The organism is Ureaplasma urealyticum serovar 8 str. ATCC 27618 (assembly GCF_000169535.1).
Classification (GTDB): Bacteria; Bacillota_I; Bacilli_A; order Mycoplasmatales; family Mycoplasmoidaceae; genus Ureaplasma; species Ureaplasma urealyticum.
In genome coordinates this window covers 34608-52329 of the sequence record NZ_AAYN02000002.1, presented here as the reverse complement: position 1 = coordinate 52329, position 17722 = coordinate 34608, and the positions used below count along the sequence as shown (strand labels likewise).

General features: G+C 25.1%; 15 protein-coding genes. 5 read left to right on the top strand and 10 right to left on the bottom strand.

Annotation, left to right across the window (positions count from 1 at the left end; translation table 4 throughout):
- Position 1: 1 nt before the first annotated feature.
- The 8 genes from mip to UUR8_RS00235 all read right to left on the bottom strand — a co-directional run bounded on the left by mip (position 2) and on the right by UUR8_RS00235 (position 8670).
- Positions 2 to 2521, bottom strand: coding sequence for an Ig-specific serine endopeptidase MIP (mip, locus tag UUR8_RS00265; protein ID WP_004025974.1), 2520 nt, complete (start codon positions 2519 to 2521; stop codon positions 2 to 4).
- Positions 2522 to 2686: 165 nt separating this feature from the next.
- On the bottom strand, positions 2687 to 3100 hold the full coding sequence (locus UUR8_RS00260) for a PQ-loop repeat-containing protein (RefSeq protein WP_004027515.1): 414 nt from the start codon (positions 3098 to 3100) through the stop codon (positions 2687 to 2689).
- Complete coding sequence (locus UUR8_RS00255) at positions 3100 to 3462, bottom strand: SemiSWEET family sugar transporter (protein WP_004025823.1); 363 nt, start codon at positions 3460 to 3462, stop codon at positions 3100 to 3102. The genes UUR8_RS00260 and UUR8_RS00255 overlap by 1 nt, the downstream gene beginning before the upstream one ends.
- 22 nt (positions 3463 to 3484) lie before the next feature.
- Positions 3485 to 4195, bottom strand: coding sequence for a 16S rRNA (guanine(527)-N(7))-methyltransferase RsmG (gene rsmG / locus UUR8_RS00250; RefSeq protein WP_004025991.1), 711 nt, complete (start codon positions 4193 to 4195; stop codon positions 3485 to 3487).
- Entirely contained in the window at positions 4188 to 6032 is a 1845-nt protein-coding gene (gene mnmG / locus UUR8_RS00245) for a tRNA uridine-5-carboxymethylaminomethyl(34) synthesis enzyme MnmG (protein ID WP_004025657.1), read from the bottom strand. Before mnmG ends, rsmG begins: the two co-directional genes overlap by 8 nt.
- A 75-nt stretch (positions 6033 to 6107) precedes the next feature.
- On the bottom strand, positions 6108 to 6908 hold the full coding sequence (locus UUR8_RS03915) for an ATP-binding protein (RefSeq protein WP_232500117.1): 801 nt from the start codon (positions 6906 to 6908) through the stop codon (positions 6108 to 6110).
- Positions 6850 to 7500 carry an AlbA family DNA-binding domain-containing protein gene (locus UUR8_RS03910; protein ID WP_456300592.1) on the bottom strand — a complete coding sequence of 217 codons (651 nt, stop codon included), beginning with the start codon at positions 7498 to 7500 and terminating at the stop codon, positions 6850 to 6852. The genes UUR8_RS03915 and UUR8_RS03910 overlap by 59 nt, the downstream gene beginning before the upstream one ends.
- Before the next feature lie 93 nt (positions 7501 to 7593).
- Positions 7594 to 8670: a restriction endonuclease subunit S gene (locus tag UUR8_RS00235; RefSeq protein WP_004025660.1), complete on the bottom strand. Its 1077-nt coding sequence runs from the start codon at positions 8668 to 8670 to the stop codon at positions 7594 to 7596.
- Between the two features lie 93 nt (positions 8671 to 8763).
- On the opposite strand from UUR8_RS00235, the gene UUR8_RS00230 reads away from it, so the two are divergent.
- The 5 genes from UUR8_RS00230 to UUR8_RS00210 all read left to right on the top strand — a co-directional run bounded on the left by UUR8_RS00230 (position 8764) and on the right by UUR8_RS00210 (position 15779).
- A complete protein-coding gene (locus UUR8_RS00230; RefSeq protein WP_004025984.1) occupies positions 8764 to 9903 on the top strand; it encodes a restriction endonuclease subunit S in 1140 nt (379 codons plus the stop codon).
- 106 nt (positions 9904 to 10009) lie between these two features.
- Positions 10010 to 13078: a type I restriction endonuclease subunit R gene (locus UUR8_RS00225; RefSeq protein WP_004025666.1), complete on the top strand. Its 3069-nt coding sequence runs from the start codon at positions 10010 to 10012 to the stop codon at positions 13076 to 13078.
- 3 nt (positions 13079 to 13081) lie between these two features.
- Positions 13082 to 14614 (top strand): type I restriction-modification system subunit M, encoded by a 1533-nt coding sequence (locus UUR8_RS00220; protein ID WP_004025869.1) that lies wholly within the window; start codon positions 13082 to 13084, stop codon positions 14612 to 14614.
- Positions 14615 to 14755: 141 nt separating this feature from the next.
- Positions 14756 to 15229, top strand: coding sequence for a Panacea domain-containing protein (locus tag UUR8_RS00215; protein ID WP_004025978.1), 474 nt, complete (start codon positions 14756 to 14758; stop codon positions 15227 to 15229).
- 7 nt (positions 15230 to 15236) lie between these two features.
- Positions 15237 to 15779 (top strand): hypothetical protein, encoded by a 543-nt coding sequence (locus tag UUR8_RS00210; RefSeq protein WP_004026073.1) that lies wholly within the window; start codon positions 15237 to 15239, stop codon positions 15777 to 15779.
- Positions 15780 to 15831: 52 nt separating this feature from the next.
- On the opposite strand, the gene UUR8_RS00205 is transcribed toward UUR8_RS00210, so the two are convergent.
- A complete protein-coding gene (locus tag UUR8_RS00205) occupies positions 15832 to 16767 on the bottom strand; it encodes a hypothetical protein (RefSeq protein ID WP_026057048.1) in 936 nt (311 codons plus the stop codon).
- A complete protein-coding gene (locus UUR8_RS00200) occupies positions 16715 to 17329 on the bottom strand; it encodes a putative cysteine peptidase (protein WP_372242277.1) in 615 nt (204 codons plus the stop codon). Before UUR8_RS00200 ends, UUR8_RS00205 begins: the two co-directional genes overlap by 53 nt.
- Positions 17330 to 17722 lie beyond the last annotated feature (393 nt).

The window sequence follows — 17722 nt, the reverse complement described above, 5'->3', positions numbered from 1 at the left end:
TTTATTTACTTTGATTGTTATTAAATTTAAACTTTTCATCATATTGGTCAAAGCCATTTGGAAACAATGCTGTTTTAATATTGTTATTTTGATATATATCCTTCATCGCTTCTCGGTATGATTTCTTTTCGGTTTGATCTTTTCCACCGCCATAAATTAAATCATATTGTGGTAAATTATAATTTCCATATAATCCTTGATAATCATAACCTTCAGATCGAAAAGCAGTTGCTAACCCGGTGCTAGCAAATTCATTACTTACATGATAAATTCCTACAATTTCATTGTTTTGGTTTCGCACACTTGAACCAGAAGCGCCTCCTGCTGGCGCATAATGTCTAGGCATATATTCCAAACCCATATTAATATATTTTTTGCCATCAAGAGATTTATATAAATCATTACCAGTATGAGGAGCAGAAATAAAAGCATCTAAAACACCAGGTTTATCGATAAAACTACGGTAACCAATCGCATAAGATAAGTAATTACCACGTTCAGTTCGTTCTGTTGGGAAAGCAGGTTGACCACCTTCTTGCTCTGTTAGTTTACCAAAAAAACGATAATCAGAATTTGTTCATAAACTGAAATTATCTGTTGTACGATATTTAGTTTGATCATCATCCACATAACGTTCAAAAAAACCATCTCTAGTTGAATTAGGTCATCCAAGAGCAAATAATTCATCGTATTTTTTAAATCATGTTTTAGCGTCTTCTTGTTTATATTTTAAAGGAACATCAATTTTAGAATAATCATTTAAATATGATTTAGGTAAGAATTTAATTTGTTTATCACTATGATTTGCATAATCACTTGTAATAATTTTTGCAAGATCTTGTGCAGAAGAATGATCATATTTAGTAATTACACCACCATTTGAGTTAAGTTGATTGTTTCAAACACTAAGTAATTTTAATTGTTCAAAATCTAATTCAAAAACTGCAAAATCAACAAAACTGCCTGCATCTTTGTATTTTTCTTTTTGTTGTTCTGTTAAGTACTCTGTAGGTTTAGTTTTTAAGAAATCTCGACCATCATATATTTTTTTAAGACCATGATTTAATAAAAATTCATTATTTTTACTTGCAAGGCCAAAACGATAAATATTTTCATCTAAATTACTTAAACGTAAAGTTGTTTTAGTTTTAACGCTATCCATTAATTTCATTAAATCAATAGAAGTTGTTTTGTCTGTAATAGTATCTGCAACATGTAAATTAGTTGCAAAATATCATTTTGTAGGATATTTATCATCATTTGTTTTTTGATAATCTAAGATTCATGTTGTTCCTGAAGACTTATCTCAAGTATCTTTTTTTCCATCTTTTAAAGTTAAAGAACTAATCCCTAATGTTTGTAAAGCTTCATCACGATATTTTTCGTTTGGTAAAGTTCGTGGTAAACCAGTGGTTTTTCATTCATCACGACCTCTTGTATCAACTCATGAACGAGCTTGGCCATAACTACTTTCATTAATTGATAAACCTTTAAAATCACCATTTTTATCATACACTGGGAGTGTAAAACCTTTATAAGCAGCAGACGCATAAGCATCTTGACTTACACCTTTAGCTTTTTCATCAAATTCTTTAATTTTTTGTTCATTATCACCAAGTTCAGGACGCACTTGTTGTCAAGTTTTACCCATATGTTGGCCTTTTAAACCATTTAAATAAGCTTGATTATCAATTTCATATCTTTCTAATTGAGTTTTATTAAAATAATTATTTTCATCAACTTTAGGTTTAACAAGATCAGCACCACCACCTGGAATTGAACCATTCTCATCTAAACCCATTGCATTAGTTTTAAAACCATACGCAATTATTGATTTAATGAAAACTTGTTTTGTTTTTTTATCAGTTACTAATAGTGACATTTTTAAATTACCTTCACGATTAGCAGAACCAAAATTTCTGTTTGGATAACTAACATCTATAACTTCAATACCTAAACGATCTTGGTTAGTATTAATTCTAGTTTCTACACCTTGTGCAAAATTGTTAATAATTTGTGAGGGTAATAATTTATCGTATTCACCAAAATTTGAGTTAAAAAGGCCTTTTAGTTTAAAATCGAACGTATCTTTTAATTTAATGTTATTAAAAATTGTTTTAAAATCATCATGCATGTCTTTTAGATTAGAGATATTTTGATCTTTACGAATTTTTTTAAATCCATTAATTTCTTTTTTAAATTCTTTAGTTATGTTTCCCTTTTTAAGGGTGTATTTAACTATTAATGTACTTTCATCATCTGCTTTAGGACTAATTTCTTTAATGCTAAAAACAACACCAGACGGCAAATTTAAAGGCTTTATTTCTTCCTTTATTGCTGCTGATGTTTCTATATCTTTGTTTTGTGGATATTCTAATTGTAAATTACTATTTATAGTAGTTAATTCATCTTGTTTATGATCTACTTCTTTTTCTTTTTTTGTTGTACTACATGCTGTAGCCATGATCGCGACAATAGGAATAGGCGATAAACTTAAAGTGATTAATTTTAACTTTTTCATAAATTTTTCCTAACTAATAATGCTTTTTGCATCATTGAATATGAAGTGTAAATACTCAAATTTATAGTCAACTTGAATGTTTTTTAATTATAAAGCAAAAAAAAAAAAAGAACAATTTTTCAAAAAATAAAATAAATATTTATGTAAATTTATTGTGTAAATTATTTATTTTTTTATCGATACTTTTTCCTTTAATTTTTGAGCATAAGCAAAAATAATATATTCACTCTCATTCATTTTATGGATTTTGGCTTTATAAACATTATTGATTTTTATAAAAGCAATAATTAAATTTAATAACATATTAATACCATGACATATTAAAACAGGAAGTGTAAGCGCGTATAAAGATAAACCATAATCCTGATTATGAATATAAACGATAATTGTTAGAATAGCACTTAAACTAAAACATAAACGTGCAATAAAACAAATAATAAACATACTAATTGTTAATGCAGCAGTATTTTTAGTTTTAATGGTTAAAAGTGTTTGTGGTAAGAAAGCAAACAATAAAATTAGGCTAGCACTTAATCCAATACTTATTTGAATTATTAATTCAATACTAATTGGAGACACTATAAATTATTTAAGACATATTTTTCATAATATGTCTTTTCATCCATTAAATATAATTTAGCTTTTTTAATGTTTTTAACTTTATAAATTAAAATAACTAGACCTAAAATTCCTACTATGGTGTTTGCAAGACATAATGGTAAAGCAGTAGGAATGCCATTATGTTTGTTAAAAATCATTACTAATATACTATATATTACAAATAGAAAACAAGCGATGTTTAAAGAAATTAAAAATGTTAATGAAATTCCATCTGTTCGTTTTGTTTTGATAACTTTAATTACTTGGGGAATATATCCTATTACTAGAAAAATAGACCCAAAAATGCCAATTACTAAAATAATAACTGGTAATGAACTCATAATATAACTCCTTTATAAATAATTAGAGTGGTTTTTTAAGAATTAGATTTCAAGGACGAGGGAATTGTAGTGGAGTGATTTGTTTTTTTAAATAAACACCAACTAAATGATGATAATCATTTTCTCAAAAATCTTTTAAAGCGATTCTTTCTAAATACAAAGTTTTTATAATATTTTTTGCTTTTAGTTCTTCTTCATAAAATTTTATTGATTTTGGTTGAATTAAATAACCATTAACTTTAACAAATGCGGCTGAAATTTCTAAAATTTTATCTAATGATGCAACAGCTCTTGAAGTTGCAACATCAAAAGATTCACGCATCGATTGTGTTAAATCTTCAGCACGCATATTTCAAATTAAGACATCATTTAAACCTAATTCTTGAGTTAATATTTTAAGAAATTCACATCGTTTTTGATTAGCTTCTAATAATGTTAGATTTAAATTTTTAAAAATAATCTTTAAAACAACCCCTGGAATTCCAGAACCAGAACCAATATCAATTAATTTAAGATTAGTATTTTGTGTAAAAAAATCTAGTTCTTTATAAGGTGCAAGCGAATCTAAAAAGAAATTTTGGTAAATCTTATCATCACTATCAAGTCTTGTCAAATTAAAAATTTGATTATATTTTTGAATGATTGTTTTATATTTTTCAAAACTTATAAAAGTTTGTTCATCAACTCAAGGAAAATATCTAGTTAAAACATTAAAAAAATCTTTTCTAGTCATTTTTAATTCTTTCTAAATAATATTTAATCATTGCAATGTCTGTTAAATTAACCCCGCTAATCCGACTTGCCTGTTCAAGATCAAGAGGTTTAATCTTATTTAATTTATCAATTGTTTCTAAAGAAATATTTGGCACTTCTTTATAATCAACAATTCCATGAAGTTTAATATTATTTAACCGTTTTAATTGTTTTAAGTTTTCTTCTTGGTTTTTGATATAACCTTCAAATTTAACTTGAATTTGTACCTTATTGATAATTTGTTCATCTTCAATTTTTATTGGGCAATAAATTAATAAATCATTTAATTTAACTTCAGGACGCTTTAAATAATCAATTAAGTAACTATTTGTCTTTAAAGTCGTAAACTTTAAATCATCAATTTGTCCTACAGTTGTTGTTTTTAATCAATTTAAAACTTCATTAATTTGTTTTAAATTATTTAAGTATTGATCATATACTTCTGGTTTTAATAAACCAATTTCAAAACCAATTTTCATTAATCGATCATCAGCATTATCATTTCTTAAAGCTAAACGATGTTCAGCACGGCTTGTTAGTAAACGATATGGTTCAACAACACCTTTAGTAACAATATCATCGATCATCACACCAATATAAGCTTGGTCACGACCTAAAACAATTGGTTCTTTATTTTTATGTTTTTGACTAACATTAATTGCAGCCATTAATCCTTGGGCCGCTGCTTCTTCATAGCCACTAGTTCCATTAATTTGTCCAGCAAAAAATAAATTATTAACTAATTTTGATTCTAAACTAGGATATAGTTGGGTTGGATCAATAGCATCATATTCAATAGCATAAGCATATTTTAAGATTTCACAATCTTCTAATCCAGGTAAACTACGAATCATTTTTTCTTGAACATCAATTGGCATTGAAGTTGAAAAACCACCCAAGTACATTGAATCTAATTCATATGATTCTGGTTCAACAAAAATTTGGTGGCGCGGTTTTTCACTAAATTTAACAATTTTATCTTCAATTGAAGGGCAATAACGTGGCCCAATTCCAGAAATCATACCCCCATACATTGCTGATTTATTTAAATTTTCTCGAATAATTTGGTGAGTTTGTTCGTTTGTATAAATAATATGACAAGGAAGTTGTTTGTCATAAGGTTTATAAACAGGGTGATAGTGACTAAAAGCAATTTTTTGATTTGTACCAGGTTCAAGAACCATATTTGTAAAATCAATCGAATCTTTTTTAATTCTTGCAGGGGTCCCTGTTTTTAAACGAATTAACTCAAATCCTAATTTCACTAATACATCACTTAAAAATTTAGCATTTTTTGTACCATCTGCTCCTTCATCAACACAAACCGAACCACGATGAGTAATTGATTTTAAATAAGTTCCTGTTGTAATAATTACATAATCAGCTTGGATGATTTTTTGATCACTTAAAATAACACCTTTAACAATGTTATTTTCTACTAATAGATCACTAACCTCAGCAATGATTAAATCTAAATTTTTTTGTTGTTTAATTTGCTGCTTAAATCATCGTTGGTAAGCAATTTTATCAATTTGTGCACGAATCGCTCAAACACCAGGTCCTTTTGATGAATTTAAGATTTTCATTTGCATTGTTGTAGCATCAGCTGCTTTACCTTGAATACCACCAAGGGCATCAATTTCACGCGTAACAATTCCTTTAGCCGGCCCTCCTATTGAAGGATTGCATGGCATCATCCCAATCCCTTTTTCATCTAATGTAATTAATGCTGTTTGTAAATTAAGATTAGAAGTTGCAAAAGCTGCTTCTAATCCTGCGTGTCCAGCACCAATGACAATTACATCATATTTTTTCACGTTTAACCACCTAAACTATTACTAACTAAGAATTATAACAAGATTAAAGAAGAGAAATTTTTTTAACAACGTGATTTATTGATTAGTTTTAATTTTTCATTCACCATTTTTTGATGATCCCACAAATTCAACATATCCATCATGTACTAATTTAGCTAGATCACGTTCAATAGTATTAATTGAAACAAAAAATACTTTCGTTAATTCATAAGCTGTTGTTTTTGGATTTTGTTGGATAAATTCTATGATTTTTTGACGTCTTTGGCTAGGGGATATTTTTTGATTTTCATTTTTTGATATATTTTGCTCTTGATAATTTAAATTTTTTAAAACAACAAAGAAAGCAGATTCAGTTGAACGAAACTCCGGTTTTAAATCTTCTCGATAATTTTCTTTAGATGCATAAATTTCTAAAATATTTTTTAAACCAGAACCTCTTCTTTCCATTAAATTCATTCGTGCAAATAAATCAGCTAAAATAGGATTACGGCGAATTGATCATACATTATAAGGGTCGATATTTTGGACAAAATTCCCATCAAACATACCACCAGGAGAATATACTTCTAATCTATCATCATACATGTCAATATGTACTTCACTACCAATAATTGAATAATTTCGATGAATTAAAGCATTAACTATTACTTCTTGCACTGCTTTTATAGGATATTCAGGATATTGAATACGATATAAAACTCCTTTTCTTCACATGTTTTTACTATTTCTTTTAATAAAATTTATACTTGAATTTAAAAGAAATAGTAAATTCCCTTCAAATTCTGCATCATCTAATGCTTCAATTAAACCGTTTGTTTTAGTCTTTCCATTTCAACGAGTACAAAAAAACTCGTGATTGATAAACTTGATATCCATCAGCAAATAAAGCTCCAGCATTTGTTAAGTAATTATTGTTATCAATCAATTCAAAGGATTTTAAAAATTTATCTTCTCATAAATTTTCTGTATGTTTTTGATATTCGTTTTTTAACATTAAAAAACTAACATCTTTTAGTAATTTATTCGAAACTAATGAATCATAGGTGCGATTTTGACTTCTTAAACATCAATTTAATAAATCATTGCGTGAAGCAATTACACTTTGATTACCAACTCTTTTATATGGAGTTTTTGAACCATTATCAACTAGAAAATATGGTGGATTTCTTCCTGGAAAGATTGTTAGTATTAGAATAATTTTGTTTTCGTATTCATTAATTTCAATATCAAATTCTGGAATATTATCAATTTTTGTTTTAATAGTTTCACTAATAAATTCAGAATCATTTAAATAATTTTCTAATCCTAAAATATCATTGTTTTCATTTACACCAAATATTAATTTGCCACCTTGACCATTAGCAAACGCACAAACGCTTTTTAGTCATGATTTTATTTTCTTCTTTTCTAATTTTTCTTTCTTATCATAAAAATTAGTTTCGCCTAAATATTGTTTTAAATTCAACACCAAAATCTCCTTGTATTATTTACAAGTCATTATACTACTAATATTGTTATTAAAATTTTGGATTAAGTACTAAATTATTGTGACTAATAAAATTTAAACTATTAGTTTTTTAGTAATTTTTAATAAAGAATCATTTAAAATTTTTTCAATTTTATTAGCTTTTGTAGACAAATTTAATAATGGTTCAACAATTTTAGAAAATTTTTCTTGAATTTCTATATTTGGTAGATTAATTTTAATTTCTTTTAGCGAATATTCTCGTACAGCAGGTCTAGAAGAACCAACTTGCGACTTAAGTTTATTTACTTCTTGTTCTTTTTTAAGAATGTAATAAACAAATTTATTGCTAAATTTAAAATCAATATCATTGTTTTTTATTAATATAAAGCAAACGTTTGTTATAGAAAACCTTCCATTTTGTAAAAATACAGTTCCAGCATAAGCCCCATCAGCACTTATTGTAATAAATTCACCATCATACATGTAGGAATTAATGTAACCAAACACTCCATTATTTTTTGTGTTTGATGAAATGACAGGATATGATCCTATATTGCTTTCTATATATTTAGAATTAATTATTTGCCCTCTATTTATTGTGAATAGATCTCCTAAAATATATTTTTTAAAATTTGAATCTTCTAAATTAGAATATAAGAAATCAAAATATTTATTAACTAATGATTCTATTTTAAATTTTATATTTTTAATATTGTTTATAACTTTTTCTATTGGTTCAATAATCGAAATTATTGCATTTTGCTCTTCTATTGGTGGTAAGTTAATTTCTAAATTCAAAACATCATCATTACTTAGTCTTAATCTAGTAGTTCCTTTACATAAAGATTTTATCTTAGTGTTTTCGTGTTTTTTTAGTCAATAAAAAATAAACTTATTATTTGATATTTTATTATCAATATTACTCAATACTAGTACATCAGAATTAGCAGAAAATTTGTCTTTTTGATAAAAAACACAACCTGCGTTACCATTCATAGAAATGGTTATGTGTCCACCCTCATACATATAAGAATTAATATAACCAAACACTCCATTATTTTGAGCGCTTGCAGATATTAATGGATATGAACCAGGATTTATTTTAAATTCATTAGACGTAATAGTGCTTCCTCTTTTAGCATAAATTATGTCTTTCAATTTAATTGACATTATTGAACCTCTATATTTAGTTAACTAAATAAATTCTAACAAATTAAAACCACAATATATTTGAACTTATATTATTTAACATTTTGTTCAATAATGTCAATTAATGCTAAGTTGTCTTCAGTATTTGAAATAATAACAACAGGAAAGCAAAAGAATACATTTAATATAAATTTAGAAGGTTTATATCCATTAATTTCAGCTAGTACGGCAAACAATGGTATTATGGGATATGTTGATAATTATTTATATGATGGACAAAATATAACTATTTCTAGAGTAGGTAATGCGGGCACAACTTTTTATCATGAAGGTAAAATTTCATTGACTGATAATTGTTTTATATTATCTAAAATTAACAAAAAAATTGCTAAAGTTAAATATGTTTTCTATTTATTAAAATTAAATGAAGACAAAAAAATTAGAAGTATTTCGCATGGAACAACTAGAAAAATAATAAATAAAACTGATTTAGATAATTTAATTATTTATCTACCCTCAATAGAAATTCAAAATGCAATAATTTCGATTATTGAACCACATGAAAAGTTGTTTGTAAAATACTCTAATTTAGTTGATATATCAAGTGTAGAAAATGCTAAAAAAGATGTCGATAACTTAATTTCGATTATTGAACCATTAGATATTTTAGAAAATAAAATTAACAAATTAAAAACTGTGCTTAAAAAATTGTTAATAAATATTTATGACAAAAATTGCAATTCACATGTAAATTTGTTTGAAAACAATAAGATTTACACTAATAAATATTTAAATCAAAACTTGTATTGTGACACATCATGCATAGGCGAGCTAGAAATTAACTTTTCAAAAATGATTAATATAAGTTTAGAAGACAAACCTAGTCGTGCTGATCTATCTATTAAAAACAATTCAATTATTTTTTCTAAATTATTAGGTGAAAACAAAGTGTATTGCTTTTTAAATAATGAAAATATTGTTTTTTCAACAGGTTTTTTTAATATTAAAAGTAATGATGAAAACAATGATGATCTTTTAAGTTTTTTATTATCAAGTGATTTTAAAAATCAAAAATCAATGTTAGCCAATGGAACAACTATGATTGGCATTAATAATAGCGATCTAACAAAAGTACGTTGTAAAGCACCTTTTTTAAATTCTAATATTTATTTCACTTTTTTTAACAAACTTAATGAAATTGAAAATAAAATAACCTTAGCAAGAAATAAAATCGTTAATTTATTAATAAAGTAAATTAATATTTAATAGTTGAAATAAGTATTTATGACGCTTATTTTTTAAAGTTGTTATAATAAAACTAATTATCTAGATAACATAAATTAAAGAAAGATTATAAACAATGTCTGATTCAAATATTTCTTATGATGAAAAATATTTAGAAGAACAAGTTATTGAAAAAATTAAAGCATTAGATTATGAATATATTGATCCAAGAAGTTTCTTAGAACAACGTGATTCAAAACAAGAAATTATTGATTGAAAAAAATTAGATGAAGCAATTAGACGAATTAATAAAAAAATCGAAGATTATGAAGTCAACGATATCATTAATAAAATTCAAAACGAATTAAATAATGCTAACTTATTAGATCGTAACAAAAAATTACTTAGTTTTATGGTTCATGGTATTTCAATTTGAAATCAAAAAGAAGAAATTAATAAAACAAGAAAAATTATTGATTTAGATAGAATCAATAATAATGATTTTGTTGTTACCAATCAATTAATTGTGCGTTCAACCCATCCTGAATGAGAAAATCAAATTCCTGATATTGTTATTTATATTAATGGACTACCAGTTGTTATTATTGAACTAAAAACAATGAAATCATCAAATGATATCTTATTAGAAGCTGGCGCTCAAATCCAACGTTATGTTGATTTTATTCAAGATATTTTTTCTTTTAATTTATTTTCAATTATTTCTAACGGGGCAATTTCAAAAATTGGTACTTTTCCTAAAAAAGATGATGATTTTGAAATTTGAAGAAATGAACAGTTTTCTTCAGATATTTTTGATACGATTAAATTTTTATTAGCACCAAAAAACTTATTTGATCTATTGCGTAATTTTATCTTTTTTACTAACAAAGGTAATAAAATATTTCCTAAATATTACCAATATTTTGGCATTAGAAAAGGGATTAGTAGTATTCAAAAAGCATGAGATGAAAACCAACAAAAAGCAGGAATTATTTGACATACTCAAGGTTCTGGTAAATCATTATCAATGGTGATGTTGGTTAGTAATTTAAAAAAATGTTTAGATTTAAAACGTTTAACAGCTTTAGTTATTACTGATCGTAAAGATTTAGATGGTCAACTTTTTAATACATTTAGTATTTGTGAAGATTATTTACACCAAACTCCTTATCAAATATCAAGTTGTGAGGATTTAAAAAAATCATTGCAAGATGTTAAACAAGATGGTGTTTATTTTTCAACAATTCAAAAATTTAATGATGAAATTGAATTAAGCGATCGTAAAGATATTTTAATCATTAGCGATGAAGCTCATCGTTCACATAATAATTACTTAGCAATTGATGAAAACAATGAAGAAAATAATAGTAATAAACCATATTCTTACTTATTAAGAAAAGCCTTTCCTAATGCAATATTTATTGGATTTACTGGAACGCCAATTGAGAATAAAGATGTTAGTACATCAGAAATTTTTGGTGATGTAATTCATAAATATACACTATCTCAAGCTACAGAGGATAAATCAATTGTTCCTATCAATTATGAAAATGCTCAAGTTGAATTTAAATTAGATGAAGAAAAACTAAAATTAATTGATGAGCAAAACGAAAAAGAAAATCAAGAAATTAAAAATAATCATAAAAAAGATGCTAATGATATTATTGTCAAAAAAGATATTAAAAAAATTGAAGAAATCTTACAAATTCTTCAATCTGATGAACGAATTAAAATCATTGTTAAACATTTTATTAAACACTATGAAGCACGAAGAGGCGTTTTAAAAGATAAAGCAATGTTTGTAGCCATGAATCGATTATGTGCTGAAAAGTATTATCATGAAATATTAAGAAATAGACCTGATTGAGTTAATAAAATCAAGTTAGTTATTACACCTAATAAAAAAGACTCACCAGAATTAACAAAAATTATTGGATCAGAACAAGATCGTAAGAATGTGATTAATCAATTTAAAGATCCAAATTCTGAAATTAAAATTCTAATTGTTGTTGATATGTTATTAACAGGTTATGATGTACCATCGCTTGATGTAATTTATTTTGATCGTGTTTTAAAGATGCATAATTTAATGCAAGCTATGGCACGTGTTAATCGAAAATATATTGATAAAGATAATCCTAACATTAAAAAAGAAGCGGGACTTGTAGTTGACTATATTGGAATTTTTAAAAGAATTCAAGAAGCATTAAAATTTTATTGAGATGGCAATCAAACAAAAAATAAATTTAAATTTGAAGAAAAATATCAAAATGTTGATGATATCTTAGCAAATTATAATGATGCTTTAAAAAATGTTTATGATAAATATTTTAGTGATTTAAATGTGGCAAAATTAATCGATGAAAAAAATTATTTAGCTTTAGTAGACGAAGTTTTCAACAAGTCATTAACTGCCGAATTTATTCATGATGTTAAAAACATTAGAGTTGCTTATAAAATGGTTATTTCAACACTTAGTGAAGAAATTATTGAACGTTCAAATTTATTATTTGCAACGGCTGCATATATTAAAAACACGAATGATGGTAATGTTGATTATGATGAATACAACAAGGCTTTACGTGAATCACTAAAAGATTCAGTTGCTTTTTTTGATATTAAAGAACCCGAACACAAACAAATTCATAAACTAGTTGATATTGAAAGCTTTGTTTCAAATATCAAAAAGAATGAAGATATGGGAAATCAACAAAAGAAACAAATGTTATTTAATCGTTTTTTAAATAAAATTAAAAATAGTGTAAATATTTCAATTATTGCTAAAACAAAACTATCACAAAAACTTGAAATGGTTTTCGAACGCTTTAAAATGGATAGTTTATCATATGAAGAATTTATTCAATATATTTTTAACGAATTTGGTGATGATTTAATCAATGATGAGATTGAAAATAATGAAGAAAAATTCTATGTAAAAATGTTTGTTGATGCAGTTCGTTTAAACGAGGATCAATCGGATGAAGAAATTGAATCTATTGCTTATGAGATTTATGATGCAATCACAATGCAAGGAAAGCGTTTAATTGAAAAAAGTTGATTACATAGTGAGGCTAATCGTAAGGATGTACGTCGTATTATAAAAGAAGTATTGATATTTAAAAATTATCCACCTGAAAATCGTGAAAAAACATCATATGATATAGTTGAACAAATTGAAGAAATATTAGATAATAGAGGAAATTAACATATGGAAAATAATAAACAAACAAAAATCAATATCGATGATATTGCTAATGATTTATGAGCATCATGTGATGAGTTAAGAGGTAATATTTCATCAGAACAATACATGCATATTATTATTGGAATCATTTTTTTAAAAACTATTTCTGATAAATACAATTATGCGATTAATGCTTTAAAAGATAAATACAAAGACAAATTTAATGATTCTATAAAAAACGACAGCGATTTAATTAGTGAATTTTTTCCATTAGGTTTAATTGTTCCAGATGAAGCACATTGAAACTATATTTCAGGGTTTACAACTGATAGTTCAATTGGTGAAAAGATTGATCAAGCATTTCTTAAAATTGAAAATCAAAACCCAAGACTAAAGGGATTATTTAATAAACAATACAATAGTCCAGAATTAGATAAAACACGTTTAGGAAATGTGGTACGTAAATTCAATGATTATGATTTTTCACAATTCAATGAGGATTTAGTAGGAAGAATTTATGAATATTTTTTAGGAGAATTCTTTCGTAAACAAGGTCAAAAAGGTGGAGAATTCTACACACCAAAAACAGTTGTAGAATTATTAATTGATATTTTAGATCCAAATGATAATATTAAAATGTATGATCCTGCTTGTGGAACAGGGGGTATGTTTGTTCAAGCGCGTAATTACTTACATGAACAAAACAAAGATTATAATAAATTAGTTATTTATGGCCAAGAATACCAATCACAAACCTGAAAATTAGCTAAAATTAATCTTTTATTAAATGGTTTTAATGAAAATGATATTCATTTAGGACGTGGATCAGAAGATACTTTTAAAGAAGATTTACATAAAGGTCAAAAGTTTGATATTATTGTTGCTAACCCACCTTTTAACTTAAAAAAATGATATCGTGAAGAATTATTAAACGATGAACGTTTTAGCTGAGGAATGCCACCAGAAAATAATGCAAACTATGCTTGATTATTACATATTATTTCTAAATTAAATTCACGTGGTAAAGCTGGTGTAATTTTAGCTAATGGTTCATTATCTTCATCTAATAAAGAAGAATCATTATTACGTAAAAAAATGATTGAAGAAAACATTGTTGATGCAATCATTAGTTTGCCAGATAAATTATTTTATACAACACAAATTTCTGCATCAATTTGATTCTTTAATAAAAATAAAGAAAATGAAAATGTTTTATTTATTGAAGCAAGCAAAATGGGCGAGTTAAAAACTAAAAAATTACGTTTTTTAACTAAAGATGACATTTCAAAAATTAAGAATGTTTATGATAAACATGAACAAGGTGAAGATGTTAATGTTGTAGGATTTGCTAAAACTTGTACAATTGATGAAATTATTGAAAATGATTATTCACTAGTTCCTGGACGTTATGTAGGTTTTGAACAAGAAGTGATTGATCATGAACAATTAAATCACGAAATCAAAGGATTACAAGAAGAATTATCAGTTTTATTTGATGAACTTGAAGATTTAATTCCTCAAGCCAAAGAATCAATTAAAAAGGTATTAGAAAAATAGGTTAAAAAGTTGTCTTTTTTAAAATAAAAGGCAACTTTTTAATTCATAATTTATCAAAATTAAAAGTACATTAAAATGTCTTATTTTTTAAATTATGTTAATATCTAAATATAATATTTATTAAGGAAAGAGGTGCATGAAATGAAAGAAATAACACCATTAATTGTTGCTAATTGATTTTTAACAAAAGAATCAATGACTCTCAAAAAAGTTCAAAAATTAGTGTATTATGCATATTCATGATACCTAACTTTAATGAATGAAAAAGTTGATGATTTAAAAAATAAATTATTTGATGAAAAAATCAAAGCTTGAGTTCATGGACCAGCTATTCCTATGCTTTATAATGAATTCAAAGAATATAAATATAATAGTATTCCTAAAATAAATGATTTTAATGAACAAGAATATTTTAATTTAGATACTATTGATATATTGAATCAAGTTTGAGATGAATATGGTCATTATAGTGCTAATCAATTAGAAAGTATTACACATCAAGAAGACCCATGAATTAAAGCTCGCAAAGGGTTTGAACCACTAGATAGTTGTAATGCAGTAATAAGCGATAAAGAAATATTTAGTTATTATATAAAACAAATGAAGAATAATTAAATTATTAATGTCTAAGAAAATAAATAACGATAAAACTCCTCGTAATAAAGTTAAAAATAACAATGTTTCAAAAGATAATGATGACATTGTTATTTCTTTGCGTTATGAAAATTGAGTTAAAGGGGAACGAGTAAATAGTTTAACGACTTATACTAAGGATGAAAACCAATTTTTAAAAAATATTATTTATATTCTTAACACATTGTTTCCCTATGTTTATAAAAATTGAAAAAATAAAGGAATTAACGATCATTGCCATCCTATTAAACAAAATGATGAAAAATCAAGAAATGTATTTAGTAAATATATTAAATTAATTAAAAAACTCCATCCTAATTTATTGAAAAATGATAATGAAGAATTAGAACTTTATCAACTAGGCCTTGGAAGGTCAATTAGAGTAATATGTTCAAGAATTGATAATACTTTATTTCCCTTACTTATTGACCATCATCATTTAGGATATGAAAGTCAATCTTATAATGATAAAGATACTAAAAAATATGATTATTGTCCTTTAAGAAAATATAATAAAAATCAAGATAACTAATTATTAATCTACTTTGTTTTGTAAAGTAGATTTTTAAATATTATCACTACTTTTAACTTAACTTAAAAAGATACTTAGACTCAAAATGATCTTGATAACTATTTGAACTAATAGTAATTGATTTTCAACTAACTTTTTTAATTAAGATTATTAAAATGATAAATGAACAAAAATAAGGTAAATAAGCAATAAAGTTATTTTCATAAATAGTATTTTTTAGATTGTAATTAAAACTACTTATTCACTGAAAATTATCATTAATAATTTCTGGATATAATAATGCACAACTAAAAGTTGTTCAATAAGTTAACATGCCATTATAAAAGTTTGTATGTTCTAAAAAAGTAAATGAAGTTCCAATAATCATTAATATAAAATTAATGAATAAATATAATGATAAAACTTTTATCATACTTCTTTTATCATGAATAAATTTTGCTATAAATACTGTTAATAAGATATAAAATCCATAACGTAATAAATAAATGTAACTATATTCTAAAATTTTAATTTCATCAATTCTTATTGGTATAAGTAAATTATGAATACGTTTAATGTAATAGTAATTTTGATTAATAAAAACAATCATTAAATTAATAAATAGTGTTAATGAAAGTATTGCAACAACACTAAAAATTACAGTAAGAATCGCATTATTTTTAATTGATTTTATTTCATTAAAATTTTCATATTGTACTAATTTTTTACGAAAACGATAAATGCTTACGCAAAAAATACAAGATAGTATAATTGCTAAAATTTTATTAATTAATGAAAACCGTAAGAAGAAAGCTAAAGCGATTGGTGAGTGATATCATTCTGATGCATTTCCGTTTATTTTAGCAACAATGGCCATGATAATCAAATATAAACAAAAACAAGTTATTAAAATAAAAGCAAACAAAAAAGTTTTAATTAATTGTCATAAAACATTATTATGGGTAAATGTTTCCCTTTTGTAATGAATTGTAGATTTCTGTCATTTCATTTCCATCGTAGTATTGTCCTTTATAATTAAAAACTTTTTTTAAATTTGGTTTAATATTTTTCTTTGGTTTTAAGGTATAAAATAATTTTAATATAGAACCAGAAGCAGCTAGCTTTCAATAATTTACAAGTGTTATAGCTCTCGAATCACCTCAAAGTCAATTAATTAATAACATTTGAGTTGATTCATCATAACCATAAACAACAAATGCATGCATAGTTTTTGTGGTGCTAACAATAACTGGATTATTATCATTAATATTTTTGATAGTTTCTCAATAATAAGAACCTAATTTATATTCCACTTCATAATTATTTTTTGCATCTTTATTTTCTAAAAATTTTTGAACGGGATAATCATAATATCTTGGGAGAGCTAAATTAGGCCAACGTCAATTTATATCTCATAATTTATACACCAAAGAATTTTCTTCATAATTAACCAATTGGTCTTTAAATGTTGGCGAACTTTCCTCTACTGTTTCACCTTCATTTATATTAAAATATCTATTAAATTCTTCGTCTGTAAAAATACCAGATGATTTAAATAATTCATTATATAAAAGAAGATTAGCTAATGCTATGTATTCACATAAACCTACTACTTCAGAACCGCTGCTACTTTTGAAAAAGTTATTATTAAAAAACCACTATCTGCGTAACCTACTCTTTTATAATTATTTCTAGAAGCTCATCATCATGATTCTTTTAATAAATTACTAATATTTGGTATAGATGAAAGAGTATCCTCATCTGAATTAGGTACAAATGATTCTCTAGATTTTCATTTATTTTCAATGTTTTTTCCTACTTCATAAGTTCATCTTGATACTATTCCTTTATTATTATAAGATTCTGTAATTTGGATAATATTTTTAGAATTTAAATCATAAATCAAGAAGTGTTTTTCAAATTGTAAATAAATATATTTGTTATTTTCTTTATCTTTTATGTAT